This window comes from Actinophytocola sp. (assembly GCF_036378875.1).
Lineage (GTDB): Bacteria > Actinomycetota > Actinomycetes > Mycobacteriales > Pseudonocardiaceae > Actinophytocola.
In genome coordinates this window covers 63,627-88,511 of sequence record NZ_DASUVO010000176.1, presented here as the reverse complement: position 1 = coordinate 88,511, position 24,885 = coordinate 63,627, and the positions used below count along the sequence as shown (strand labels likewise).

At 70.4% G+C, this 24,885-nt stretch carries 25 protein-coding genes; 8 read left to right on the top strand and 17 right to left on the bottom strand.

The annotated features are described in order from the left end of the window. The first annotated feature begins 7 nt into the window (after positions 1 to 7). A complete protein-coding gene (locus VF106_RS50250; protein ID WP_414639253.1) occupies positions 8 to 853 on the top strand; it encodes a phosphatidylinositol-specific phospholipase C/glycerophosphodiester phosphodiesterase family protein in 846 nt (281 codons plus the stop codon). Here the strand turns inward: VF106_RS50250 and VF106_RS50245 are convergent. Beyond that, positions 850 to 1,863 carry a helix-turn-helix transcriptional regulator gene (locus VF106_RS50245; RefSeq protein ID WP_330847258.1) on the bottom strand — a complete coding sequence of 338 codons (1,014 nt, stop codon included), beginning with the start codon at positions 1,861 to 1,863 and terminating at the stop codon, positions 850 to 852. The two genes, VF106_RS50250 and VF106_RS50245, sit on opposite strands and share 4 nt — an antisense overlap. Before the next feature lie 63 nt (positions 1,864 to 1,926). On the opposite strand from VF106_RS50245, the gene VF106_RS50240 reads away from it, so the two are divergent. Beyond that, positions 1,927 to 2,538, top strand: a complete 612-nt coding sequence (locus VF106_RS50240) for a DinB family protein (RefSeq protein ID WP_330847257.1) — start codon at positions 1,927 to 1,929, stop codon at positions 2,536 to 2,538. Positions 2,539 to 2,651: 113 nt separating this feature from the next. Here VF106_RS50240 and VF106_RS50235 read toward each other — a convergent pair whose 3' ends face one another. Next, positions 2,652 to 3,278, bottom strand: a complete 627-nt coding sequence (locus VF106_RS50235) for a dihydrofolate reductase family protein (protein ID WP_330847256.1) — start codon at positions 3,276 to 3,278, stop codon at positions 2,652 to 2,654. 57 nt (positions 3,279 to 3,335) lie between these two features. After that, entirely contained in the window at positions 3,336 to 3,911 is a 576-nt protein-coding gene (locus VF106_RS50230) for a CGNR zinc finger domain-containing protein (RefSeq protein ID WP_330847255.1), read from the bottom strand. A 70-nt stretch (positions 3,912 to 3,981) separates the two neighbouring features. Between VF106_RS50230 and VF106_RS50225 the strand changes: the two genes are divergently transcribed. After that, positions 3,982 to 4,728: a methyltransferase domain-containing protein gene (locus VF106_RS50225; RefSeq protein WP_330847254.1), complete on the top strand. Its 747-nt coding sequence runs from the start codon at positions 3,982 to 3,984 to the stop codon at positions 4,726 to 4,728. Between the two features lie 87 nt (positions 4,729 to 4,815). Here the strand turns inward: VF106_RS50225 and VF106_RS50220 are convergent, their stop codons facing one another. After that, the gene (locus tag VF106_RS50220; RefSeq protein WP_330847253.1) at positions 4,816 to 5,271 is read right to left on the bottom strand and encodes an Lrp/AsnC family transcriptional regulator; all 456 of its coding nucleotides are present in this window, start codon (positions 5,269 to 5,271) and stop codon (positions 4,816 to 4,818) included. After that, positions 5,268 to 6,404, bottom strand: coding sequence for a M24 family metallopeptidase (locus VF106_RS50215; RefSeq protein WP_330847252.1), 1,137 nt, complete (start codon positions 6,402 to 6,404; stop codon positions 5,268 to 5,270). Before VF106_RS50215 ends, VF106_RS50220 begins: the two co-directional genes overlap by 4 nt. Positions 6,405 to 6,584: 180 nt before the next feature. Between VF106_RS50215 and VF106_RS50210 the strand changes: the two genes are divergently transcribed. Beyond that, a complete protein-coding gene (locus tag VF106_RS50210) occupies positions 6,585 to 7,556 on the top strand; it encodes an efflux ABC transporter ATPase subunit, DrrA-related (protein ID WP_330847251.1) in 972 nt (323 codons plus the stop codon). Next, positions 7,553 to 8,347, top strand: a complete 795-nt coding sequence (locus tag VF106_RS50205) for an ABC transporter permease (RefSeq protein WP_330847250.1) — start codon at positions 7,553 to 7,555, stop codon at positions 8,345 to 8,347. Before VF106_RS50210 ends, VF106_RS50205 begins: the two co-directional genes overlap by 4 nt. A 39-nt stretch (positions 8,348 to 8,386) precedes the next feature. Here VF106_RS50205 and VF106_RS50200 read toward each other — a convergent pair whose 3' ends face one another. Further along, complete coding sequence (locus tag VF106_RS50200) at positions 8,387 to 11,578, bottom strand: AfsR/SARP family transcriptional regulator (protein WP_330847249.1); 3,192 nt, start codon at positions 11,576 to 11,578, stop codon at positions 8,387 to 8,389. Positions 11,579 to 11,622: 44 nt separating this feature from the next. On the opposite strand from VF106_RS50200, the gene VF106_RS50195 reads away from it, so the two are divergent. Next, positions 11,623 to 12,555, top strand: a complete 933-nt coding sequence (locus tag VF106_RS50195) for a 5'-3' exonuclease (protein WP_330847248.1) — start codon at positions 11,623 to 11,625, stop codon at positions 12,553 to 12,555. Between the two features lie 537 nt (positions 12,556 to 13,092). Here the strand turns inward: VF106_RS50195 and VF106_RS50190 are convergent. Together VF106_RS50190 and VF106_RS50185 are read right to left on the bottom strand one after the other, a co-directional pair. Then, positions 13,093 to 13,587: a DUF2004 domain-containing protein gene (locus tag VF106_RS50190; protein WP_330847247.1), complete on the bottom strand. Its 495-nt coding sequence runs from the start codon at positions 13,585 to 13,587 to the stop codon at positions 13,093 to 13,095. A 39-nt stretch (positions 13,588 to 13,626) separates the two neighbouring features. Beyond that, positions 13,627 to 14,283: a TetR/AcrR family transcriptional regulator gene (locus VF106_RS50185; protein ID WP_330847246.1), complete on the bottom strand. Its 657-nt coding sequence runs from the start codon at positions 14,281 to 14,283 to the stop codon at positions 13,627 to 13,629. A 52-nt stretch (positions 14,284 to 14,335) separates the two neighbouring features. Here VF106_RS50185 and VF106_RS50180 point away from each other — a divergent pair, with 52 nt between their 5' ends. Beyond that, complete coding sequence (locus VF106_RS50180) at positions 14,336 to 15,274, top strand: beta-ketoacyl-ACP synthase III (RefSeq protein ID WP_330847245.1); 939 nt, start codon at positions 14,336 to 14,338, stop codon at positions 15,272 to 15,274. Next, positions 15,265 to 15,861 (top strand): lysophospholipid acyltransferase family protein, encoded by a 597-nt coding sequence (locus tag VF106_RS50175; protein ID WP_330847244.1) that lies wholly within the window; start codon positions 15,265 to 15,267, stop codon positions 15,859 to 15,861. Before VF106_RS50180 ends, VF106_RS50175 begins: the two co-directional genes overlap by 10 nt. Here the strand turns inward: VF106_RS50175 and VF106_RS50170 are convergent. From VF106_RS50170 to VF106_RS50130, 9 genes are all read right to left on the bottom strand, one after another. Then, the gene (locus VF106_RS50170; protein WP_330847243.1) at positions 15,858 to 17,087 is read right to left on the bottom strand and encodes a GNAT family N-acetyltransferase; all 1,230 of its coding nucleotides are present in this window, start codon (positions 17,085 to 17,087) and stop codon (positions 15,858 to 15,860) included. The two genes, VF106_RS50175 and VF106_RS50170, sit on opposite strands and share 4 nt — an antisense overlap. 59 nt (positions 17,088 to 17,146) lie before the next feature. Continuing rightward, the gene (locus VF106_RS50165) at positions 17,147 to 17,491 is read right to left on the bottom strand and encodes a DUF4333 domain-containing protein (protein ID WP_330847242.1); all 345 of its coding nucleotides are present in this window, start codon (positions 17,489 to 17,491) and stop codon (positions 17,147 to 17,149) included. An 86-nt stretch (positions 17,492 to 17,577) separates the two neighbouring features. After that, positions 17,578 to 18,243, bottom strand: coding sequence for a DUF4333 domain-containing protein (locus VF106_RS50160; RefSeq protein ID WP_330847241.1), 666 nt, complete (start codon positions 18,241 to 18,243; stop codon positions 17,578 to 17,580). Positions 18,244 to 18,342: 99 nt separating this feature from the next. Beyond that, the gene (locus tag VF106_RS50155; protein WP_330847240.1) at positions 18,343 to 21,102 is read right to left on the bottom strand and encodes a DEAD/DEAH box helicase; all 2,760 of its coding nucleotides are present in this window, start codon (positions 21,100 to 21,102) and stop codon (positions 18,343 to 18,345) included. Positions 21,103 to 21,130: 28 nt separating this feature from the next. Beyond that, positions 21,131 to 22,024: a diacylglycerol/lipid kinase family protein gene (locus tag VF106_RS50150; RefSeq protein ID WP_330847358.1), complete on the bottom strand. Its 894-nt coding sequence runs from the start codon at positions 22,022 to 22,024 to the stop codon at positions 21,131 to 21,133. Next, positions 22,021 to 22,950 carry a twin-arginine translocase subunit TatC gene (tatC, locus tag VF106_RS50145; protein ID WP_330847238.1) on the bottom strand — a complete coding sequence of 310 codons (930 nt, stop codon included), beginning with the start codon at positions 22,948 to 22,950 and terminating at the stop codon, positions 22,021 to 22,023. Before tatC ends, VF106_RS50150 begins: the two co-directional genes overlap by 4 nt. Positions 22,951 to 22,968: 18 nt before the next feature. Next, a complete protein-coding gene (gene tatA / locus VF106_RS50140) occupies positions 22,969 to 23,256 on the bottom strand; it encodes a Sec-independent protein translocase subunit TatA (protein ID WP_330847237.1) in 288 nt (95 codons plus the stop codon). Then, complete coding sequence (locus VF106_RS50135) at positions 23,249 to 23,512, bottom strand: bacteriophage holin (RefSeq protein WP_330847357.1); 264 nt, start codon at positions 23,510 to 23,512, stop codon at positions 23,249 to 23,251. The genes tatA and VF106_RS50135 overlap by 8 nt, the downstream gene beginning before the upstream one ends. Positions 23,513 to 23,924: 412 nt before the next feature. Next, a complete protein-coding gene (locus tag VF106_RS50130; RefSeq protein WP_330847356.1) occupies positions 23,925 to 24,881 on the bottom strand; it encodes a helix-turn-helix transcriptional regulator in 957 nt (318 codons plus the stop codon). Between the last annotated feature and the right edge of the window lie 4 nt (positions 24,882 to 24,885).

Genomic DNA, 24,885 nt, shown 5'->3' with positions numbered 1-24,885 from the left:
GTTTCCGGTGCGGCGTCCCCTGCTGCTGTTACTGACCATCCTCGGCCTGGTCGCCGGCTCGATGCCGGTCGCCGCGGCGCCGGCGCACGAGCGGGTGCGGCCACTCGCGCAGGCCCACGCGCACAACGACTACGAGCACCCCAGACCGCTCTTCGACGCGCTCGACGAGGGCTTCACGAGCGTCGAGGCGGACATCTTCCTGGTCGGCACCGAACTGCTCGTCGCGCACGACCCCGAGGACCTCGACCCGGCACGCACGTTGTCGTCGCTCTACCTGGATCCGTTGCGGGAGCGGGTGATCCGCAACCACGGCGCCGTCTACCGCGGCTACCGGGGCTTCCAGCTGCTGATCGACATCAAGACCGAGGGCGAGTCGACCTACGCGGCGCTCGACGCGCTCCTGCGCGACCCGCGATACGCGTTCCTGTGGTCCAGCTACCGGTACGGCCGTGTCCGGCAGGGCGCCGTCACCGCCGTCGTGTCCGGGAACCGGCCCTGCGCCACGATGACCGCGCAGCCCACTCGGGTCGCGTTCTACGACGGACGCATTGCCAATACGACCGACCTGGGGCCTGGCTCGGACGCCCGGCTGACCCCGCTCGTGTCGGACAACTGGACCAACCTCTTCACGTGGACCGGCATCGGGGCGATGCCGGCCGACCAGCGGGCCAAGCTGCGGGACATCGTCGGGACGGCGCACCGTGCCGGGCAGCGCGTCCGCTTCTGGGCCACGCCGGACGTACCGGGCCCGGAGCGCGACGCGATCTGGGGCGAGCTGGTCGCGGCTGGCGTCGACCACATCAATACGGACGACTTGAAGGGATTGGCGGACTTCCTCCGCGAGCACGGCTAGGACGACGGCCGAGGGTTCGTCGGGTCGGGGCTGGCGTGACGAGTGTCGGTCGCCGCGTTGGCGGACCGGCGGGCCAGGTCCGCGAAGGCCGTCCTCAGCTGGGCCGGGCCGATGACCTCGAAGTCGGCGTCGAACCCGGCAACAGTGGCGGCCAGGCCGGGCCATGACCACGAACCCAGGACGAGCCGGCAGCGGTCCGGGCCGAGTTCCTCGACCACACCGTCACGAATGAAGTCGGCCACCGCCGCGGCGGGGAGATCGAGGATCACCTCGCCGCGGCAGGGCCAGTCGCTGGAACCGTCGGAGCCCCGGAACCTGCCGACGACGAAGGCACCCACGTCGTCGCCAGGCAGGTCGCGCGGGGTGAAGCGAGGACCCGTCGGGGTGCGTGGCGCGATCCGGTCGGCACGGAAGATACGCCAGTCCTCGCGGTCGAGATCCCACGCGACGAGATACCAGCGCCCGCCCCACGTGACGAGGTGGTGGGGTTGCACCCGGCGCGGCGGGGCCGAGCCCTCGTTCCCTGGTGGGTAGTCGAAACGCAGCACCTCACGGGCGTGGACGGCGGCACTCAGCGCCATCAGCACACCGCCGTCGACCGGTGGGTTCGGTCTGCTCGCGGGCGACTCGACGGCCATGACGTGGAGAGTGTCGACGCGGCGGCGCAACCGGGCGGGCATGACCTGCCGGACGGTGTTCAGAGCACGCGCCGCGGCCTCCCCGATGCCGGCGCCGGTGCTGGTGGCGACCCGCAGCGCCACGGCGATGGCGACGGCCTGCTCGTCGTCGAACAGCAGCGGGGGCAGCTCCGTGCCGGCGGCGAGCCGGTATCCGCCCTCGGGGCCCTTGGTGGCCACGACCGGATAACCGAGTTCCCGCAGGCGTTCGACATCGCGGCGCACGGTCCGCGGGCTCACGGCCAACCGCGCGGCGAGCAGCGCGCCCGGCCAGTCCCGGCGCGCCTGAAGCAGCGAGAGCAACGACAGCAGCCGCGCTGAGGTTTTCGGCACGACCGTCATGTTGCCCCAAAAAGCGGCCACAACCTGACCGCTTCCCCTGCGAACGTTCGCGGCATGCCAGACAACGACACCATTCCGAAAGGCCCGAACACCGTGACCACCACGATTCCCGCAACCCTCGACGCCGAGCGGACCGACCTGCTCACCGCGCTCGCGACCGCACGGTCAGCCCTGACCAACACCGTCCGAGGGCTCGACGACGAGCAGGCCGGCGAGCGGCCCACGGTCAGCGCGCTGTGCCTGGGTGGGCTGATCAAACATGTCGCGTCGATCGAGGAAAGCTGGCTGCGGTTCGTGGTCGATGGTCCGTCGGCCATGCGCTACGACCTGCCAGACGGTGTCACCTGGGCCGATCTCGCGGCCGGCACCGCCCGCGAGATCCCGCGGTGGGCGATCGACCACCAGAACGGTTTCCAGATGCTGCCGGGCGAGACGCTGACCGGGATCCTCGCGCGCTACGAGCAGGTCGCCGCCCGCAGCGAGGAGATCATCGCCGGCGTCGGCGACCTGTCGGCGTCGCACCCCTTGCCGGAGGCGCCCTGGCACGAGCCTGGCGCGGTGCAGAGCGTGCGCCGGGTGCTGATGCACGTCATCGCCGAAACCGCCCAGCACGCCGGACACGCCGACATCCTCCGCGAAACGCTCGACGGACAGAAGTCGACCTGACCGGTGCCGGAGCTGGCCCAGGTCGACTGACCGGCTCCGGCACCGCCCGTCCAGTTCATCGTGGTCGACTGACCCGAGCTAGTTCGGGTCAGTCGACCTGAGCCGGCGGGCCCTCACCAGTTCCCGTGCTCCGGGCCCATGGCCCCGTATTCGAGCTCGCCGTTCCGTACGTACGTATTGGCGACGACACCGCCAGCGAAGCTCGTGGTCTTCACCAGTCGAAGCCTGCTCGGGATGGCACCCGGCCCGAAGAGCCGCTTGCCGGTGCCCACGACGACGGGGAACACGAACACCTCGAGCTGGTCGACCAGGTCGTGTCGGAGCAAGGTCTGGAGCAGGTCGGCACTGCCGTGCACCTGTATCTCCGTGCCGTCGGTCGACTTCAGTTCACGAACCAGGTCGGCGGCGTTTCCTCGCAGGAGTGTCGTGTTGGTCCACGACACGGTGTCGAGCGTCCTGGAGGCGACGTACTTGGGCATCGCGTTGAGCTTGGCGCCGATCAGGTCGTCGGGCCTGGCCAGTGGCCAGGTGGCCGCGAAGATCTCGTAGGTTCGCCTGCCCAGCAGCAACGCGCCGGCCCGAGCGGTGATCTCGCCGATCACGTCGATCATGGTCTGGTCGAAGTGCGGTACCGCCCAGCCCCCGTGCGCGAACCCGTCGTCGCGGTCCTCGTCGGGCCCGCCGGGTGCCTGCATGACGCCGTCCAGGGACACGAACGACATCGCCGTCAGCTTCCGCATGTCTCTCCTTTCACCGGTGACATCAACTCGGCGAACGAGCGACCACGAAATCGACAACTACGCCTCGGCGGCTTTGCGGGCGCGGAAGGCCGCGGCCTTGACCCGGTTCTGGCACGCGGTGGAGCAGAACCGGCGGGTGCCGTTGCGGGACACGTCGACGTAGACCCGGTCGCAGGCGGGCGCGTTGCACAGCCCGAGCCGCTCCACGACCGCGTTGCCGAGGACCACCGCGAGGCCCGTCGCCATCGAGGCGGCCCAGCTCACCGCCCACGCGGCGTCCGCGCTGTGGAAGTGCAGGTGCCACGGTTCGCCGTCGTGCCGGGCGAGGGTCGGCATCGCGCCCGCCTCGCGCATGATCCGGTTCAGCTCGACACACGCCGAATCCAGGTCGTCTGTATCGACCAACTCCACCACCTGTCGCAGACGAGCCGCCCATTCCGCCAGCTCAGCGGCATCGGACGAGGTTGGCAGGCCAGGTGTACGGGAACGGGGCATGGCGTTGCGGACGGCTGTCGTCAGGGCGTCCCCGGCGGGCGCGGGGAACGGACGACCGTGCCGTTCGCCGGGTGTCACGTCGTTGATCAGTGTGACCGCGTACTCGACCACGTCGCTCGTGTGACTGTCGAACTCCACTTGACCAGTTACTCCCATTCGAGTTAGCGTCACTGCCGTCAAGCTTAACGCCAGTTACGAAGGAAGCACGATGCAGACGACGACGGCGACCCGGTGGCTCCAGCGGTGGGACGCGCAGCAGGAGCGGTACGTCCCCGACCGCGAGGAACGGTTCCGTGTGGTGATCGACGTCGTCCGGGCCGCCACCGACGACGGCCCGGCGAGAGTGGTGGACCTCGGCTGCGGCCCCGGTTCGCTGTCGCAGCGACTCGCCGAGGCGTTGCCGTCGGTCGAAGTGGTCGGGGTCGACACCGACCCACTGCTGCTGGGCCTCGGCCGGGCCAACTCCAACCCGAGGGTGCGCCTGATCGAGGCGAACCTCGCCAACCCGGGCTGGGCGGACGCCACCGGGCTGCCGGGCCCGTGGGACGCGGCCGTGTCCAGCACCGCCCTGCACTGGCTCGCGCCCGCGGATCTCGGTCAGCTGTACCGGACGCTGGCGCAGAACCTGCGGCCCGGCGGCGTCTTCGTCAACGCCGACAACATGCACGTCGGCCAGCCGCGCCTCGACGCGCTGGCCACGGCGGTTCGTGAGGCACGCACCCGCCGTGTCGGCACCGAGTCCAACGAGGACTGGAGTGCCTGGTGGCAGGCTCTCCAGCAGGACGACGAGCTGAGCCCGCTGCTCGACGCCCGCTCGAAGGCGGCGATCGCACACAGCGGTGAGAACGGCCTGACGGTGTGGGAGCACGCCGAACTGCTCCGGCAGGCGGGCTTCGCCGAGGCGGGCCCGGTGTGGCAGTTCGGCGACGACCACGTGCTCGTCGCCGTGCGCTGACCACCCGCGCTCCCGATGCCACCGTGACAGGTCCGGCGGCGGCCCGCTGCCGGAACTGTTCGGCGAAGAGACGGCCATGACCGGCCGCTAGATCGCCGGTGATCGGGCCTCGTAGGCGGTCGACAGCACGACCGTGGTCCGGGTGGAGACCTTCGCGGCCTCGCGGATCTGCCGGAGCAGTTCCTCCAGCGCGGCCGGGGAGGCCACCCGGACCAGCAGGATGTACGACTCGTCGCCGGCCACCGAGTAACACGACTCGATCTCGCGGATGTGTTCCAGCCGCGACGGGTAGTCGTCCGGGGCGGCCGGGTCGATCGGGGTGAGCGAGATGAACGCGGTCAGCGGCAGCCCGATCACCTCGGCGTTGAGCCGCGCGTTGTACCCGCGGATCACGCCGCGCTGTTCCAACCGTCGCACCCGCTGGTGCACGGCGGACACCGACAGCCCCACCCGCTCGGCCAGGTCGGTGAAGCTGCACCGGCCGTCCGCCGCCAGCTCACGGGCGATCGCCTGGTCGATCGGCTCCAGCTCCGACGCGGTCATCGGACCGGGAGCGACACGAGCTCGTGCGGCCGCTTGTTCACCGACTCGACGCCGTCCTCGGTGACCACCACGATGTCCTCGATCCGCGCGCCCCACCGGCCCGGCTGGTAGATGCCCGGCTCCACGGAGAACGCCATGCCCGGCTCCAGCGGAAGGTCGTTGCCGGCCACGATGTACGGGTCCTCGTGCACGTCGAGGCCGATGCCGTGACCGGTGCGGTGGATGAAGAACTCGCCGAATCCGGCATCGGCGATGATCTGCCGCGCCGCGGCGTCGACATCCTGTGCCAGCACACCGGGCCGGACCGCGGCGACGGCCGCCCGCTGTGCCTCCTGGAGCACCGCGTAGGTCTTCGATACGTCCGTATCGCGCGGCTCGCCCATGACGTAGGTGCGGGTGCTGTCCGAGTTGTAGCCCGCCGCGACCGGGCCGCCGATGTCGATCACCACCACGTCGCCGGCCTCGATCACGCGGTCGGACAGACTGTGGTGCGGGCTGGCGCCGTTGGGGCCGGAGCCGACGATGACGAAGTCGGCGACCGCGTGACCCTCCTCGACGATGGCGGCGGCGATGTCGGCACCCACCTCGTTCTCGGTACGACCGACTTGGAGAAACTCGGCCATGCGGGCGTGGACGCGGTCGATCGCGGCGCCCGCCTCGCGGAGCGCGTCGACCTCCTCGGCGTCCTTGCGCATCCGCAGCTCACGCACGATCGGGCCGGCGAGCACCTGCTCGGCGTCGGGCAGTGCGCGGCGCAGGCCCAGGACGTGCAGTGCGACCATCACGTCGCCGACCGCCACCCGGGACGCCTTCGGCAGCAGCGAGGCGACCAGTGCGTACGGGTCCTCGCCGTCCACCCACGTGGACAGCTCGACGCCGAGCTCGCCCGTCGGCACCGCGTCGTAGCCGGGCGCCTCCAGCTTCGGCACGACGAGCACGGGCGCCGCCTCGGCCGGCACGACGAGGCAGGTGAGGCGCTCGAACGAGCTGCCACCGGCGCCGAGCAGGTACCTCAGATCCGAGCCGGGTGCCATGAGCAGGGCGTCCACCCCGGCGTTCGCGGCGGCCGCACGCGTCCGCTCGAGGCGCCTCGCCAGTGCCGCGGGGTTGGTCGCGGAGACGGTCGTCGACATGGCGGAAAGCCTAGACCTTGCGCGGGGAGCCACAGCGAAGGTGCGCCGCGGGAACGCGGAATCCGGGCGGCGGAAGGGGAGCCGACCCGTGTGTGCGGGGTATCAGCCGGATCTCAGCCCCGTGTCAGCCCCTGGGGTCATCGTCGGCCTCGACAACGATCCCGAAGGGGGATGACCACCATGAACAACGCCGTGTTGGCCGAGGGGCTGGCCAAGCGGTTCGGCGAGACCAGGGCGCTCGACGGCGTCGACCTGGCGGCGCCGGCCGGCAGCGTCCTCGGACTGCTCGGACCCAACGGCGCCGGCAAGACGACGGCTGTCCGCATCCTGGCCACGCTGCTCGAACCCGACTCCGGGCACGCGGAGGTCTGCGGCCACGACGTGGTCCGCGACGCGCACCGGGTGCGGCAGCTGATCGGGCTGACCGGGCAGTACGCGTCGGTCGACGAGATGCTCACCGGCGCCGAGAACCTGCTGCTCATCGGCCGGCTGTTGGGCCAGTCGCGGGTGGACGCGCGGAAGAGGGCACGTGACCTGCTCGAACGGTTCAACCTGACCGACGCCGCCAACCGGGCGGCCAAGACCTACTCCGGCGGCATGCGCCGGCGCCTCGACCTGGCCGCGAGCCTGGTCGGCCGCCCACGCGTGCTGTTCCTGGACGAGCCGACCACCGGGTTGGACCCGCACAGCCGGCTCGACCTGTGGCAGGTCGTACGGGAGCTGGTCGCCGACGGTGTGACCGTCCTGTTGACCACGCAGTACCTGGAGGAGGCCGACCAACTGGCCAATGAGATCGCGGTCGTCGACCACGGCCGGGTGATCGCCACCGGCACGCCCGCGCAACTGAAGGCCCGTACCGGCGCGCAGCCGCTCGTGGTGCGCCCGGCGGACGCGGCCGACCTCGCGATCGTGACGTCGATCGTGCACGACCTGACCGGCGCCGTGCCCACAGTGGACGGCGCCAAGGTCACCGCGTCGGTCACCGACCCGGCGGTGCTGCCGGCCGTCGTCCGCAGGCTCGACGACGCCGACGTGGTCGTCGCGGAGCTCGCGCTGCGGGACGCCAGCCTCGACGAGGTGTTCCTCAGCCTGACCGGCCACAAGGCCGCAGCAGAGACCGATACATCTGACTTGGAAAGGACCTCGGCATGACCGCCGCTGTCGCCCTGCCGCCGAAGGTGCGGCCGTCGGAAGGTCTTCGCCAGAGCGCGTCGCTTTCGTGGCGCACGCTGGTGCAGATCAAGCACAACCCCACCGAGCTGGTCGACTTCAGCGTCCAGCCGATCATGTTCCTGCTGCTGTTCACGTACGTGTTCGGCGGCGCGATCGCGGGCTCGACCGGCGACTACCTGACGTTCGCCCTGCCGGGGCTCATCGTGCAGAACGCCTTGTTCGGCACGCTCAACACCGGTCTCGGTCTGAGCACCGACCTGACGAAGGGGGTGTTCGACCGGCTGCGCGCGCTGCCGATCGCGCGGTGGGCGCCGCTCGCCGGGCGCATCGGGGCGGAGATGGTGAAGCAGGCGTGGGCCATGGGGCTGCTGCTCGGCCTCGGCGCGATCATGGGCTTCCGCGTCGGCACCAACGTGGCAGGCGTGCTCGCCGCGATCGGGCTGCTCCTGGTCTTCGCGCTCGCGTTCGCGTGGATCGCGGTGCTGGTCGGCCTGCTGGTGCGCGAGCCGGAACAGGTGATGGTCTTCGGGTTCGCGGTGATGTTCCCGCTGACGTTCGTGAGCAACGTGTTCGTGCCGACCAACACCATGCCCGGCTGGCTGCAGGCGTGGGTGGACGTGAACCCGGTGACGATCGTGGCCGACGCGCTTCGCGGGCTGCTGGTGAGCGGCCCGGTCGCGGCGCCGGTGACCGGTGCCCTGCTGTGGGCGGCGGGGATCATGGCCGTCTTCGCCCCGCTGTCGGTCCGCGCCTTCCGCAAGCGCGCCTGACCAGGTGGCGGTGGTGGCCGCCAGGGGGTGCCACCACCGCTACGCGGCGAGGACCTCGTCGGTCAACGCGCGCAGGGTTTCCAACGTTGTCGCCACGCCCTTGGCGTAGGCCTCGGTGAACACGTCCTCGCCCAGTTCGGCACGAGCGGCATCCTCGATCTGGGCGTGGTCGAGGATCGAGAGGTCCTTGGCGCCGCGGACGCCCTCGCTCGCCCCGAGCACCGTGGCGGCCTCGTACGGCTTGCCGCGACGCAGAGCCAGGTCCGCGACCCCGACGAGAATATGTGCGACGATCGGCGCGTCGTGGCTCTCCAGCGCGAGCTCCAACGCCTCGCTGTGGTGCGTGACCGCGTCCGCCAGCTCGCCGGTCGCGGCGGCGAGGTACCCGCGCGATCCCTCGATCAGCGCGGCGAACTGCGGCGCGACAGGTTTCGTCCACCGGTAGTAGGTGGCCTTCGACATCTCGACCGCGAGCTCGAGCTGCCGCCGAGACTCCTCGAAGTCCCCCGCGAGCCGTGCGAAGTCACCTCGCGCGTGCGTCACGCCGGCGTAGCTCTCCAGCATCCCGCTGCGTTCCGCGTCCTGTTCGGCCAGTGCCAGCGCTTCCGCCGCGCGGTCGCGGTCGCCGAGGTGCATGTGCAGGTTGGCGAGCCTGAGGCGGTATCGCACCAGGTCGTCGTTGGTGACCAGCGCGGAGAAGAGTTCGTTCGCTTCCTCGTAGTACCGGATCGCCGTGGCGAAGTCACCGCGCCACGCGACCAAGTCCGCCAGCGAGCACAGGCTGAACGACATGCCCCACCGCTCGCCGATCGACCGGAACGCGGCGAGCCCGACGCGGAAGTCGTCCTCGGCCTCCGCGTGCAGCTGACCGGCGTTCAGGGACGCGTGGGCACGCATCACCCGCGCCACACCGAGCACCCACGGGTCCTCGTCGGTGAACAGGACGTCCGACAGGTACATCCGCAGGCTGTCGGTCGGCCGGCCGTAGGTTTGCAGCACGTCGTTCAGCGCCAGGATCATGCGGAGCAGCGGGTGGTCGCGCACTCCCTCGGACTCGACGAGCTCGACGGCCTCGGTGAACCACATGATGGCGCGTTGCTGGTCGTAGATTCCGTCGATGGCGAGCATCGCGGCCAGTCCGAGGGCCAGCGCGCGGTCGGCGGGCGGCACCTCCCCCGTCATGGCGACGACCTCGGCGGCGAGTTCCGCGCCTTCGGTCTTGTGCCCGTGCAGCCACCAGTACCAGCCCGCGTTCGCGAGCAGCCTCGCCGCCGGGACCGCGGCGCCGGTGGCGATGGCCGCTCGGACCGCGGCATGCAGGTTGTCGTGGTCGGCTTCGAGGACGGCGAGCCATTCCAGCTGTTCGGCGCGGCGCAGATGGGGTTCCGCGGTGGCGGCGAGACGGCTGAACCAGTCGATGAACGCGTCCAGGACCCGTTCGGTCTCGCCGGCCTCGTCAAGGCGTTCCCGGCCGTACGCCTTGATCGTCTCGAGGAGCCGGTACCGGTCGCCGACGACCAATACGAGTGACTTGTCGACGAGGGCGGTGAGAAGGTCGAGCACACGCTCGGCAGCGAGGTCGGGGCCGGCGCACACCTGCTCGACGGCCTCGAGTGTGGCGCCACCGGCGAAGATCGCGAGCCTGCGCAGCAGGGTTCGCTCGCCGTCGTCGAGCAGGTCCCAGCTCCAGTCGACGACCGCACGCAGGGTCTGGTGGCGAGGCAGCGCCATCCGGCTGCCGCCGGTGAGCAACCGGAACCGGTCGCCGAGGCGGGTGGCGAGTTGGTCGAGTGACATGGTGCGCAGGCGCGCGGCGGCGAGCTCGATCGCGAGCGGCATGCCGTCGAGCGCGCGGCAGATGTGGACGACCGAAGGCGTGGTCTTCTCGTCGACGGTGAAACCCGGTCGCACCGCGAGCGCCCGGTCGGCCAGCAGCCGGACCGCCGAGAACGTGAGCGCTGTCGGGGGGTTCGCGTCGGCCGGGGGCAGTGTCAGCGGGTCGACCGGCCACAGCGTCTCGCCGGTGATCCCGAGTGGTTCGCGGCTGGTCGCGAGGATCCGTAACCGGGGACACTCGCCGAGCAGCCGGTCCGCGACGACGGCGGCCGCGCCGATCAGGTGCTCGCAGTTGTCCATGACCAGCAGCAACGCACGGTGCGACAGCGCCGCGGCGAGGCGGTCGAGAGGCGCCTCGACCGGTTCGCCGATGGCACGGCTGCTCGACGCCAGTACCTGTGCGCGCATGCCGAGCGCGGTCAGCACCGCGGGCGCGACGTCCGCACCATCGCCGACCGAGGCGAGCTCGACGAACCACACACCGTCGGGCAGGCGGTCGACCAGAGCGCGACCCGCCTCCGTCGCGAGCCGGGTCTTTCCGGAGCCGCCGGGTCCGGTGAGGGTGACCAGCCGCGACTCGTCGACCATGGCCGTCACGCGTGCCAGGTCCTCGTCGCGGCCGACGAAGCTGGTCAGGCCGCTGCGCAGGTTGGTCCGCTGCCGGTCGCCCTGGGTCGCGTGCTGGCCGCGCAGGAGGTCGAGGTGCAGGGCGGCCAGGTCCGCGGACGGGTCGGCGCCGAGCTCGTCGGCGAGAGCGGTCTTGGTGCGCGCGTAGACGGCGAGGGCGTCGGCGACCCGTCCGGTGCGGGCGAGTGCCTTCATGAGCAGCCCGGCGAACCGCTCGTGCAGCGGGTATTCCGCGACGAGCGCCTCCAGTTCGGGGACGAGGCCGCTGCTGTGTTCCAGCTCGGCCTCGATCCGGTCGCCGGTGGCGGCGAGCCGGAGCTCGTTGAGCCGGGCGATCGGCGCCTGGGCGAAGGCGGTGGTCGCGGCGTCGGCCAGTGCCGGACCGCGCCACAGCGCGAGCGCCTCGCGAAGGGTGGCGCTGGTGGTGACCGGATCGGTGGCGAGTGTGGCCCGACCGTGCGCGGCGAGCCGTTCGAAGCGGTGGACGTCGACGTCGTCGGGGTCGAGCGCGAGGTGGTAGCCGGTGGGCCGCGACTCGACGGTGAGCCCGGTGCGGCGAAGGCGGGACACCAGTGCCTGCAAGGCGTTCGCGGCCTCGGCGGGTGGTTCCTCGCCCCAGACCCCGTCGACGAGCCGGGCCGTGCTGACCACGTGGCCGGGGTCGAGCGCGAGCAGGATCAGGAGGGTGCGCAGGCGGGCACCGGTGACCTCGACCGGTGATCCGTCTTCGGCCCGGACGGACAGGGGGCCGAGCATCGCGACACGCACGATGATGATTCTGCCTTCTCGGGGTGGCATGGCAGGCTGGCCCCGTGACTGGCCCACTCGTGTTGCTGGACTCGGCGAGCCTGTACTTCCGGTCCTACTACGCCCTGCCCGACTCGATGACCGCGCCGGACGGCACCGTGGTGAACGCCGTGCGCGGGTTCACGGACACGATCGCGCGGATCCTGACGGAGCGCCGCCCGTCGCGGTTGGTGGCGTGTATGGACGCGGACTGGCGGCCGGCGTTCCGGGTGAACGCGCTGCCGACGTACAAGACGCACCGGGTCGCCGATCCCGTGAACAACGTCGAGGAGGTGCCGGACCCGCTGACCCCACAGGTGCCGATCATCCTCGACGTGCTGGACGCGTTCGGGTTCGCGGTGGCGGAGGCATCCGGGTACGAGGCCGACGACGTGATCGGCACGCTGGTCCATCGCGAGACGATCGACCCGGTCGAGGTGGTGACCGGCGACCGCGACCTGTTCCAGGTCGTACGTATGGAGCCGACGCCGGCGAGCGTCGTGTACGTCGGCAGGGGCTGGGCGAAGGCCGAGGTGATCGGGCCTCGTGAACTGGCGTCGAAGTACAGCCTGCCGGAGGAGAACACAGGGCCGGCATACGCGGACATGGCTCTGTTGCGCGGAGACCCGTCGGACGGTCTGCCGGGCGTGGCGGGCATCGGCGAGAAGACGGCGGCGAAGCTGATCACGAAGTACGGGTCGCTCGACGGCCTGCTGGCCGCGGCGGCCACGACCCCGAGCGACGTGCCACTGCGGGTCCGCACGGCGCTGTTGGACGCGGCGGACTACGTGACGGCCGCGCCGCTGGTGGTGCGGGTCGCACTGGACGCCGAGGTGCTCCAGGACCGAGACGACCGCGTGCCTTCCGAACCGCGGGACCTGACGCGGGTCCGCGAGCTACAGGAGAAATGGGACCTGGGCACGGCTGTCGACCGACTGCTGGCCGCACTTCCCGGCTGACCGCGAACGGGGAGAGATCGGGCCCGTCGTCCTCCTCGGGCCCGCATCCGGCGATCACCACCAGGACGGCACCGTATCGTTCCGGCGGTCGCCCTTCCTGAGCCGCGTCCGCGGAGGGTTGCGCGGCAACCGAAGCCCTCTGTCGCCTATCCCGTACGGTCTTCGCGGTTCTGGGGTTGCGTAGACACCCGGCCCGCAGGGTGGTCGATGTCTCGAGGGTGCCCTTGAGGACGCTGAACGGTCCCGAGGGTGACATCCGGCCACCGGCTTGAACCGTCCCCGAAACGGGCACTGCCCGCCGTCGGACCGCGAAACCACCACACGTGTTCCACGCTCCGATATCGCCAGAGCGGTTTCATGATCAACGCCAACACAGATGGTTGCGTAGGCATCCCCCACCCATACCCGGGGGGCCACCCCGAGGCCATCGTACCAACCGACACAGACAAAACCCCAGGTCGCGGCGGCCTGTGGACAACTTTCGCCGACGAGTCCGAGCGAATGGGACACTCGTGCGGCCGACCAGAGACCAGCCCGTCAGCTCTCCGTGTTGATGCTGACGACGTTTCCCTCGGTGTCGATGCTGACGGCGATCACGTAGTTGGTGAGGTTCTCGTCGATCGTGTAGTCGAGGACCATCGGCTCGTCGGGGTCGACGCCGACGCGGACCAGTCGAAGGGCGCCCACGAATCGCTCGGCGTTGATCGGTGTCGCGATGCCCAGCGCCGTCGCGACCTGGTCCTCGCCCAGTTCCTCCACGTGATGGAGGAGGTAGCTGCCCGCTCCCTCGATCTCGAGGTCCTCGACGTAGTCAGCCAGCATTGTCTGGCGGGCCGATCGGTCCAGGTCCGTCAGTCGTGCGGCGACCGCGGCCAGTGTCTCTACCTGGCTTTCGTCCAGCGGCTCGTCGCCCGGGTCGTAGCTCAGGTCCACCTCGCGGCCCGCGAGATCCACGCTCGCCCGCCAGCTCAGTCCCACCGTGTCGTCGACCTCGACCGCACCCAACACAGGGTGCGTCATCCCGTCTCTCATGCCGGCCCTCCGTGTCGACCAACGCGGCGAGCAGCATAGTCAGAGCCGGTGCGCGGCGGACGCGGAAACGCGAAAGAAGCACGCGAAAAGCAGCATCGGGTAGCCCAGCAGCCGGCCGAGGGCGCGGCGGGCGCGGGCCGGGGCCCTCGTGTCGCGGTGCAGTTGTAGTGCGTTGTTGAGTGCCAGGATCACGCCGCTGACCTCGAACACCAGCTGGTCCGCGTCCGTGTCCTGCGGGAGGTCGCCGGCCTGGGTCGCCGTGCGGATCTGGCGGTAGAGGTCGCGGTCCCACACCGTTGCCAGGCCCGCGATGGCGTCGCGGACTCGGCCGGGGCGGTCGTCGAACTCGGCGGCGGCCGCCGTGAAGAAGCAGCCGCCCGGGAAGACGCGGCGTTCCAGGTACGACACCCAGGCCGCGCACATCGCCGTCAACTTCTTCAGTCCCGGCTCCGTGCCGCGAGCCTTGTCCGCCACCTCGCGGGCGAAGATGTCCGCCGCCGCGTCCACCACCGCCAGCTGCAGGTCCTCTTTCGAACCGAAGTGGCCCAATACGCCTGACTTGCTCATGTTCAGCGCTGTGGCAAGTCGACCGATCGTGAGGCCCTCCAGGCCTTCCGTCGACGCCACACGCACACCTGTCGCCAGGATGTCCGCCCTTGTCTGGCGGGACTCGGCAACTGACCGTCGCGGGCTCACGAACGAAACTGTAGCATTTGGCGACCGAACGTTCGGACGCTAAAGGAGTGCGATGAACGGATCCCGCATCACCGGGGTGGGCCACCACCAACCCGAACACGTCCTCACGAACGACGACCTCGCACGGATGGTCGACACCAGCGACAAATGGATCCGCCGGCGCACCGGCATCGCCAGCAGGCGCATCGCACGCGACGAGTCGGTCACCGACATGGCCGTGGCCGCTGCTGGGAAGGCACTCGCGGCGGCCGGTGTCGATCCCGGCGCGGTCGGACTCGTCCAGGTCGCCACTTGTTCGGCCATCGACCGCTGCCCGAGCATCGCGGCGCAGGTCGCGGGGCGATTGGCCATTCCGGGGGCGGCCGCGTTCGACCTCAACAACGGTTGCGCCGGCTTCACCACCGCGCTCGCCACCGCCGATCACGCGATCCGCGCCGGGGCCGCCCGGCACGCGCTCGTCGTGGGCGCGGAGAAGATGAGCGACATCACCGACTGGACGGACCGCACCACGTGCGTGCTCCTGGGCGACGGCGCGGGTGCCGCGGTGCTGTCCGCCGACGAACAACCACACGTCGGGCCGGTGGTCTGGGGCTCGGATCCGAGCCACGGCAACGCGGTGCGCATCCTCGGCGACTGGCACCCCACCTTCGCGCAGGACGGTCAGACGGTGTTCCGGTGGGCCACGACGACGTTGGCGCCGATCGCGCGGGCGGCGTGCGAGCGTACCGGGATCGCGCCGAGGGACCTCGGTGCGATCGTCACCCACCAGGCGAACCTGCGGATCATCGAGGCGGTCGTCGCCCAACTCGACGTGCCGGACGTGCTCGTGGCCCGGGACGTCGTCGAGTCGGGCAACACCTCGGCCGCGTCGATCCCGATCGCGCTGGCGAAACTGGTGGCACGCGGGGAGATCAGCTCCGGCGCGCCCGCGCTGCTGCTGGGTTTCGGCGGCGGCCTCTCCTGGGCCGGGCAGGTCGTGACGTGTCCCTGATCCGTGTCCATGGCCGCGACCACGTCCCCACCGACGGGCCGGTCATCCTTGCCAGCAACCATCTTTCGTTCATCGACAGCGTGGTCATCCGGTTCGCGGCGCCGCGGCGGGTCACGTTCCTGGCGAAGGCCGAGTACTTCACCGGCCGCGGGCCGCGGGGGCTGTTCATGCGCTGGTTCTTCACCGCCGCCGGCTCTGTTCCGGTCGCGCGTGGCCAGCACCGTGCGGCGCAGGCGGCTCTCGACACCGCTCTGGACGTGCTGGCCGCCGGCAACGTGTTCGGCATCTACCCCGAGGGCACCCGCTCGCTCGACGGGCGTCTGTACCGGGGCCGCACGGGCGTCGCGTGGTTGGCTCTGACCTCCGGCGTGCCGGTCGTTCCCGTGGCGCTGCACGGCACCGACCGGCTGCAGCCGGTCGGCAAGTGGCTTCCCCGCCCGCACCGCGTGACCGTCCAGTTCGGACCGGCGCTGCGGTTCACCGGCGACCCCGCTTCCGCCCGCGCGCGGCGAAACGTGACCAACGAGGTGATGCACGCGATCGGTGCGCTGTCCAAACAGGAGCGCGCGGACCGGTACGCCGCCTAGAACAGGCTTCCGTTCCAGGCCGGTCGGTCGACCGCGAACAGGCGGTCGGCCGCCGGCAGCGCGGCCGGGTCGGCGACGGTGATCCGCCCGATGCCGGCGAGGGTGCTGGCCCGGAACGTGCCGAGGTAGAGCATCGCGAGAACGTCCGGGGTCATCGTCAGCGCGGGCGCGTCCGCCGTCCGTTCCGTCCCTTGTGGACCGATTCGGTAACGGCCGGAGTTGGCGGGCAGCAACGCGTCCACGACCTCGATGACGACCGGGGAGGCCATGTCGTAGGTGCGGGCGGCGAGCGCGGCGGGCACGTCGACGAGCCGGACCCACAACTCCTCGTCGCGTTCGCTGCGGACCGCGAGGTTGTTGACGACGATCTCCTCGATCGGGTCGTCGGCCGGCCGGAAGTACGCGTTGATGTCGTCCACCAGGTCGACGCCCAGCAGATAGCGCCACAGGTCGTTGGCCACGCCCTGGTCGGCCGCCTGGAAGTCCAGCACCCGCAGTCCCGGTTGGACGCGCGGGTCGTCGGAGTGGCTGTCCGCCGGCTCGTACGCGACCCAGCCGTCGACGTCGCCCGCCGGCGTGACATGAGCGGCGACCAGCAGGTACTGGTCCACCAGGCGGCGTTCGTAGACGATCGTCCACCACTGGGCCGAGCGACCCATGAGACCGGTCCGCGTCGGCTGGATCGACGGGTAGGCGGCCTTCAACGTCGGCACGATCTCGTCGGAGTCCAGCAGGCGGACGGTGCCGGCGACGGGAACCTCGGGACGCAGGGCGGTCTTCGGCGAGTGCACCCGGACGGTCCGCGCCACGGTGGCGACGCCGTAGCCGAACCGGCCGTAGATCACCGGTTCCGAGGCGTGCAGGATCGCGAACACGTCGCCGCGGGCGGCGCAGTCCTCGAGCTGGATCCGCATCATGCCGGTGAGCGCACCGCGCCGGCGGTAGTCGGAGCGGACCCCGACGTAGGTGACCCCGGCGGCGGGCAGGATCTCACCGCCGGGCACGGTCAGGCTCGACGGGAACGACATGGCCGTGCCGACCTGGCGGTCACCGTCGAAAGCGCCGAACGTGCGATCGGCGAGATAGGCGTTTTTCAGCACACCCCAGAACTTGTCGGACGCCGGCTCGGTGTGCAGTGCGGCGCGGAAGAGGTCGTTGGCGCCGCGCAACTGGTCCTCGGAAACCCCGCGGAACGTGAGCTCAGTGGGCAGCAGTGTCTGGGTCACCGGCAGAATCATGCCCACCGAACCGGCTCAGCGCGACCGAATTGTGCTGCCGGGGCGGGTTACCTCGGCTCGCTGACCTGGATGCCGCCGGTCTCGTTGAGGACGCTCACGTCGACCGTGCGCTGCTCGCCGCCGATGACGACCGCGCACTCGAACGAGGCGCCCTTCTCCCAGCTCAGCGACGGGGTCGGCGGGCAGTCGACGCTGGCGACGTCCGTCAGCTGGTACTGGTCGGCCAGGTACTTCCTGATGCCGTCCGCGCCTTCCAACGCGCCCTCGCTCAGGCTCTCCAGCGTCTGCATGTCCGGTACCTCGACGTCAGGCACCTCGGGCACTTCCGGCAGCTCGGAGCAGGCCGAAAGCACGAGGACAGAGACAAGGACGACGGGAAGTCGGAAGCGCACGAAGTTCCTCTCCGTAACGGGGACGTCTGATTTGTCCTCTTCAGTGTACGGAAGGCAACCGGCGGGAGGTCATCCCGCCGGTGGCGCTACTTCTCCTCCGGCAGGGCGACCTGGTACTTGCCGTCGTCGCTCGTGACGGTGATCTGCACGGTCATCTCCTTCGGCTCCTCGCCGCCGATCTTGACCGTGCACTCGAACTTGTTGCCCGCCTTGACTTCCTGGTCGGCGGGGCAGGTGACCGACTCGACGTTCTCCATCTTGTACTCGTCGACCAGGATGCTCTTCACGCCGTTGTCGCCCTGCAACGCGTTCTGGTCGAACACCTTCGTGTTCAGGAAGCCCGGGGTGACCAGCCCGAGCACGAGGAACGCGGCGACCCCGAGCACCACGACGACCATCACGATCCAGATCCACGCGCCGCCGCCCTTCTTGGGCTGCTGCTGTTGCTGGTACGGATGCTGGTAGGGGCTCGGGAACTCACCCGACGGCTGCTGACCGTACTGAGGTTGTTGACCGTACTGGGGCTGCTGGCCGTACTGCGGCTGACCGTACTGCTGCGTCGGCTGAGGCTGCTGCGGCTGCTGGCCGTACCCGCCGTACGGCTGCTGCTGACCAGGCTGCGGGTAGCCACCGGGCGCGGGCATCCCGCCCGACGGCGTGCCGGGGGCGGGCCCACCGCCGCCGCCGTAGGGCTGCTGTCCCCACTGCTGCTGCGGGTCGTTCCCACCGGGCGGCCCGTAGGGGCTGGTCATTGTTCGCCTCCGCCTTATCGAGGTCGTGCCTGCGCGCGATCAAACCATAGCGGGACATGGGTATCTCGTGTGGTCCGGCACGCTAATGGTCGAAGGTCGTTATGCCGTCCCCAGAGCCACGACACCTCGGCGCATGGCCTTCACGGCTTCTTTCGCCGCCGCACCAACCGGAGCGCCCGAGCCGACGACGTCCCGGAGTTGCTCCAGCAGGTCGATGACCTGGCGGCACCAGCGAACGAAGTCGCCCGCGGAGAACTCGCTACCCGCCGATTCCGCGGCCGTCATCACCCGTTCCAGTGACTCTCCGCGTGCCCACCGGAACACCGTCCACGCGAAGCCGGCGTCCGGCTGGCGGGTGCGTTCCAGCTTGTGCCGCCGCTCGTCCGCCTCCAGCGACGCCCACAGCCGGGCGGTCTCGGTCAGCGCGTCGCTGATCAGGCCTTCCGGCACCCTGGCCTCGCTCGGACCGTCCCTGCGTGCCTCGTACACCAGCGACGACACGACCGCCGCCAGCTCCGGCGGCGGCAGCTGGTCCCACACGCCGTGCCGCAGGCATTCGGCCGCGAGCAGGTCCGACTCGCTGTACAGCCGGGCGAGTCTCCTGCCGTGGTCGGTGACCGTGTCGACGCCGTCCGCGCTGGCCTCGAGGTAGCCGCGTTCGGTCAGCAGCTTGCGGATCCGGTCGAACGCGCGGGCCAACGAGTGGGTCTGCGCGGCGACCTTCTGCTCCAGCTGCTGGGTCTCTGCGGTGAGTCGGCGATGCCGCTCGGCCCAGCGGGCATGTGTCTCGCGGTCCGCGCAGCCATGGCAGGGGTGGTTGCGCAGTGCCCGGCGCAGCGCGGCGATCTCGGCGTCGTCACCGGCGCCGTTCCCACCCTGCCGCCGGTTGCGCGGCACCTCGATGCCCGTGTTCCGCAGCGTCGACGCGAGGTCCCTGCGGGACTTCGGCGAGCGCAGGTCGACCTGCTTGGGCAGTTTCACCCGGCCGAGTGCCTCGACCGGGTGAGGGAAGTCGGCCACGGAAAGCCGGCCGGCCCAGCGGTCTTCGGTGATCACGAGCGGCCTGGCGTCGCCGGACGGGTCAAGTCCCGGGTCGACGACGATCGCGAGCCCGGCCCGCCGCCCGGACGGCACGGCGATCACGTCGCCCTTGCGCAACGCTTCGAGCGACTTGGCCGCGTCGGCGCGCCGTGCCGCGGTGTTCTTGCGGGACAACGCCTTCTCGCGTTCGTTCAGCTTCGCGCGCAGCTGCGCGTACTCGGTGAAGTCGCCGAGGTGGCAGGTCATCGACTCGGTGTAGCCCGCGAGCGCCTCGCGGTTGCGTTCGATCCGCCGCGCGAGCCCGACGACCCCGCGGTCGGCCTGGAACTGGGCGAACGACTGCTCCAGCATCTCGCGCGCCTCCCTGGCACCGAGCCGCTCGACCAGGTTGACCGCCATGTTGTAGCCGGGCCGAAACGACGAGCGCAGCGGGTAGGTGCGGGTCGACGCGAGCCCACCCACCTGCCGCGGGTCGACACCGGGCTGCCAGATGACGACCGCGTGCCCCTCCACGTCGATGCCGCGCCGCCCGGCACGGCCGGTGAGCTGCGTGTACTCCCCCGGCGTCAGCTCCACGTGGGCCTCGCCGTTGTACTTGACCAACCGTTCCAGCACGACCGTCCGCGCCGGCATGTTGATACCGAGCGCGAGTGTCTCGGTCGCGAACACCACCTTCACCAGGCCGCGGACGAACAGCTCCTCGACGGTCTCCTTGAACGCCGGCAACAGGCCCGCGTGGTGGCTCGCGAACCCGCGCTCGAGCGCCTCGCGCCACTCCCAGTAGCCGAGGACCCGCAGGTCGGCGTCGTTGAGGTCCTTCGTTCGGGTGTCGATGATCTGGCGGATCTCGGCGACCTCGGACTCGCTGTTCAGCCGCACGCCGGAACGCACGCACTGGCTGACGGCGGCGTCGCAGCCGACGCGGCTGAACACGAACACGATCGACGGCAGCAGCCCGGCCGAGTCGAGCCGGGTGATCACGTCGATGCGGGACGGCGGCCGGAAGCGAGGACCGCGCGGCACGCGCCGGCCCCGCCCGTTACGTGGCCCCCAGGTGACGGCCGGGCGGTTCTCGTTCTCGGTGCGGCGCAACAGTTCCGGGTTGATGCGGGAGTCACCGTCCGGGCCCTCGCCGGCGAACAGGTCGAGCATCCGGTTGTTGACCAGCATGTGCTGCCACAGCGGGACGGGCCGGTGCTCGTCGACCACGACGGTCGTGTCGCCGCGGACCTCGACGAGCCAGTCGCCGAACTCCTCGGCGTTGCTGACGGTGGCCGACAGGCTGATCAGGCGCACCGACTCGGGCAGGTGGAGGATGACCTCCTCCCACACCGCCCCGCGGAAGCGATCGGCCAGGTAGTGCACCTCGTCCATCACCACATAGCCGAGGCCGTCGAGCGTCGAGGAGCCCGCGTACAGCATGTTGCGGAGGACCTCGGTGGTCATGACGACCACGGGCGCGTTGCCGTTGACCGACGTGTCGCCCGTGAGCAGGCCGACCTGCTCCGGCCCGTACCGTTCGACCAGGTCGGCGTACTTCTGGTTCGACAGCGCCTTGATGGGCGTCGTGTAGAAGCACTTCTGCCCTTGGGCGAGCGCGAGGTGCACGGCGAACTCGCCCACCACGGTCTTGCCGGCGCCGGTGGGCGCGCAGACGAGCACGCCGTGCCCGTCCTCGAGGGCGGCGCAGGCCTGCTGCTGGAACGGGTCGAGCGTGAACGAGAGCACGGCGGTGAACTCGGTCAGCTGGGGGTAGCTCACGCGCTGGCGGGAGGCCGCGTAGGACTCGGCGGGCGACGGAGAAGGGCTGGCAGCCACGTGTTCAGGTTGTCACATGCCTCTTGGGTCACGTGGCCCGACCGACAACCTTCAGTGCGTTGGGGACGCAGGTCACCTCGACCGGAAGAGGACCGATGCGCTCGCCGTCCGCGTAGGCGACCCACCCGTTTGCCTCGCCGAGGCGGATCGTCCTCGTGCGGGAGGTGGTGACCATCTCGTGGTGTACGTGGTTGCCGGTGCGCAGACCAGGCAGCATCTTGACCAGGTCGAACCGGCTGGCGCGGCGCACGAGGGTGACGTCCAGCAGGCCGTCGGCGGGGTCTGCGGTCGGGCAGATGGGGATGCCGCCGCCGTAGTACGGGATGTTGCCGACGGCGATCTGGGTGGCGTCCAGTTCGGTGCTGCCGCTGTCCTGCCGGACGGTCAGGCGACCGGGTTTGAGCCGGGCCAGCTCGCCGAGGATCGCGAGGTCGTAGCGGCGGGACCCGGACGGCCAGCGCATCCGGTTGGCCCGCTCGTTGACCGCGGAGTCGAATCCCGCGCACAGCACACCGGCGAACCACGGACCGCCTTCGACGCGCCCGAGGTCGATGCTGGTGGTGGTGCCGTCCTTGATGGCCTTGACCAGGGCATCGGTGGCGTCGAGCGGTTCCCGCGGGGCGCCGGCGAGGGTCCGTGCGAGGTCGTTGCCGGTGCCGGCGGGAACGACGGCGAGTGCCGTTCCCGTGTCCGCGCAGAACTGGACACCCTGGTGGGCCGAACCGTCGCCGCCGACCACGACCAGCAGGTCGAGGTGCCCGGCCTCGTTCATGAGGCGGCGCGACTCCTCGACCGTGCTGGCCTCGACGGTGACGAGGTCGTCCACGACGGTCCGCAGCCGGTCGGCGACCGTGCCCGCGATCCGACCGGCCCGGCCGAGCCCGGACGCGGGGTGCACGACCATGGCGGCTTTCACGGTCAGGTCACGTCGTCGGTGTTGACCTTGTCCGGCTTCGCCGGCTCGTCGAAGTCGTAGTCCTCGGGATGGTCGCCCCACCCGTCGGCGACGGCCTCGCGGTCCTTCTTCCGGTCGTGGATCCGGGCGATCTGCACGGCGACCTCGAACAGGACGGTCATGGCCCCGGAGAGGGCGAGCATGCCGATCGGGTCGGTGCCGGGCGTGGCGATCGCAGCGAACACGAACAGCATGAAGATGATGCCGCGACGCCACTTCTTGAGGTTGCGGTAGGGCAGGACGCCGATCCGGTTCAGCATCGTGACCACCAGCGGCAGCTCGAAACTGACGCCGAAGATCAGCAGCATCACCAGGACGAACGAGATGTAGTCGTTGGCCGCCAGCGCGGTCCCGAACTGGTCACCACCGAAGCTGACCAGCACCGCCAGTCCCTTGGGGACGACGTAGTAGGCGAGCACCGCGCCGCCGGCGAACAGGACCGACGCGAGCATCACGAAGATGCGGGTGAACTTGCGCTCGTTCTCGTACAGGCCGGGGGTGATGAACGCCCAGATCTGGTAGAGCCAGAACGGGCTGGTCACGACCGCCCCGGCGGCGAGTCCCACCTTGAACTGGACGAGGAACGCCTCGAACGGCTTGGTCTGCATCAGCTGGCACACGCCGTCCTCGAACTCGATCCGAGGCGGGGACGGCAGAGCACAGTAGGGCCCGGTCAGCAAGCTGCCGAGTGATGGGATCGGGCCGATCCGCCACGCGAACCACAGGAAGCCGCCGATGCAGCCGACCAGCAGGGCAAGCAGAGCAAGCGCAAGCCGGTGACGCAACTCGTACAGGTGGTCCCGAAGGGTCATCGTGCCGTCGGGGTTGTGCCGACGGCTACGAATCTTCTTCTTCTCTTGGCGGTCGTCCCGGCGGTGCGATTCGCGCGCCACCGTTCAGGACCTGTTCTCTCAGTTGGTCTTGTTCTGCTGCTCGACCGACTGCGGCGTGACGCCGTTCGTCTGCGGCTGTGCCTGCGGGGTCGGCGGCTGAGCCTGGGGAAGCTGCTGCTGGACCGGCTGCTGGGCGGCGGGCTTGTCCTTGTCTTCGTCCTCGCCGCGCAGGCCCTTCGTCTCTTCCTTGAAGGCCTTGGCGGACTTGCCGAGCGAACGAGCCATCTCGGGGAGCTTCCTGGCTCCGAAGAGCAGAATGATCACCCCGGCAATGATCAGCAGCTCGGGCACACCCAGGTTACCCACGGTCTTCCTCCTGTCTCCCCCGGCCGTTCGATGGTACGACAGCCGGAGCGTGTTTCACCCGTGCCCGGGTCTCCTTCATCGCCACCCGCAGCGCGGCCAACCGCGCCCTGAGAGTGCCGGTCTCATAATCGATGTTCGCGCGCACGGCGTCCGCGGCTTGGTTGAAGCCACGAACATGCCGCCGCAGCCGCGCGAACACGACAACGAGCAACACCAATCCCACGACGACCACGATCAAGGTCGGCAGGTACGACATCACGGTTTCTACCGTAGTGGGCGTGTGGTGGCGGTGGGATGCCCAGTCACCCACTTCACAGGAACCACACATCCGCTGATAGCCGGCTCACAGGTTGGCGCACGGGTACCTACTCGATCGCGGACGCGGGGTCGCACTACCTCGACAGGATGACTGGTCGGGCACGTGTCGAACCCAACGAAAGCTGGCCGGACGCGAAGTGCCCGGCCAGCCGAAGCGACCCATGAAGCCCGCCGCACACCAACCCCACACAGCTCTAACCGCCCTGCCATACGCCCCCAGCAGCCCAAACCCGCGCCCCACACTCCCCCGGCCCCCCGGCCCCAACCGGCCCACGGCCCCCGGCCCACCGGCCAGGCCCCAGCCCCGGCCCCAGCCCCGGCCCCGGCCCCGGCCCCGGCAAAACGAAACTTCACCGATACCGAGCCAAAGCCCCCAAAGCGCGCGACCGCAGAGCGGACACCAACACCTCCGGTGACTCGACCACGACCTCCCCACCGAGCCCCAACAGCAGGCGCACCATCCAGGACAGGTCCGCGTATCGCATCCACACGCGCAACCGGCCATCGGGCAGTTCGGCCACCTCCTCCATCGGGTAGTACTCCGAGACCCAGCGGGCGTCCGGGGCCAGGACCAGTTGGGCCACCGGCTGGTCGGGTTGCGGGTGGAACAGGCCGGCGGTGGTGTCGGTCTGTTCGGCGTACGGCGGCGGGGCCGCCGGCTCGTCCAGTGCGGTGACGTCGTCGATGCGGTCCATGCGGAACAGGCGTACGCCCTCCGCTCTGCGGCACCATGCCTCCAGGTAGGCGCGGCCCTCGACGATCAGCATGCGCATCGGGTCCACGGTGCGTTCGGTGATCTCGTCCTTCGACGCCGTGTAGTACGTCATGCGCAGTGCCCGGTTCGCGCGCAGGGCGGACTGGACCACCTCGCGGGCGCGGGCCGTCGCCTCGCCCTCGACGACGCCGAGGCCCACGGCCACGGCCGGTGGTTGTGCCTGGCCGGCCGCCGCCTCGACCTTGGCGACCGCGCGGCGGACGGCGTCGGCGTCGGCCACGCCCGGGGCGTCGAGCAGTGTGCGCAACGCGACCAGAAGGGCCGTCGCCTCGGCGCCTGTCAGGCGCAGTGGGCGGCTCATGCCCGCGTCGAAGTTGACCGACACCGTGCCGCCCTCGAACGACAGGTCGATCAGGTCGCCGGGGCCGTAGCCGGGCAGGCCGCACATCCACAGCAGCTCGAGGTCCTTGCGAAGCTGCTTGGCGCTGACGCCGAAGTCGGCCGCTGCCTCGTCGACCGCGATGCCGGGGCGGGCGATGAGGTACGGCACCAGCGCGAGCAGCCGCGGCAGGCGCTCTCCTGAGGTGTTCACCGCG

Coding starts and splice junctions, on each gene's coding strand:
- VF106_RS50240 (WP_330847257.1), top strand. CDS start 1,927: ATGCCAGACAACGACACCATTCCGAAAGGCCCGAACACCGTGACCACC.
- VF106_RS50235 (WP_330847256.1), bottom strand. CDS start 3,278: ATGCGGAAGCTGACGGCGATGTCGTTCGTGTCCCTGGACGGCGTCATG.
- VF106_RS50225 (WP_330847254.1), top strand. CDS start 3,982: ATGCAGACGACGACGGCGACCCGGTGGCTCCAGCGGTGGGACGCGCAG.
- VF106_RS50220 (WP_330847253.1), bottom strand. CDS start 5,271: ATGACCGCGTCGGAGCTGGAGCCGATCGACCAGGCGATCGCCCGTGAG.
- VF106_RS50215 (WP_330847252.1), bottom strand. CDS start 6,404: ATGTCGACGACCGTCTCCGCGACCAACCCCGCGGCACTGGCGAGGCGC.
- VF106_RS50210 (WP_330847251.1), top strand. CDS start 6,585: ATGAACAACGCCGTGTTGGCCGAGGGGCTGGCCAAGCGGTTCGGCGAG.
- VF106_RS50205 (WP_330847250.1), top strand. CDS start 7,553: ATGACCGCCGCTGTCGCCCTGCCGCCGAAGGTGCGGCCGTCGGAAGGT.
- VF106_RS50190 (WP_330847247.1), bottom strand. CDS start 13,587: ATGAGAGACGGGATGACGCACCCTGTGTTGGGTGCGGTCGAGGTCGAC.
- VF106_RS50180 (WP_330847245.1), top strand. CDS start 14,336: ATGAACGGATCCCGCATCACCGGGGTGGGCCACCACCAACCCGAACAC.
- VF106_RS50160 (WP_330847241.1), bottom strand. CDS start 18,243: ATGACCAGCCCCTACGGGCCGCCCGGTGGGAACGACCCGCAGCAGCAG.
- VF106_RS50135 (WP_330847357.1), bottom strand. CDS start 23,512: ATGTCGTACCTGCCGACCTTGATCGTGGTCGTCGTGGGATTGGTGTTG.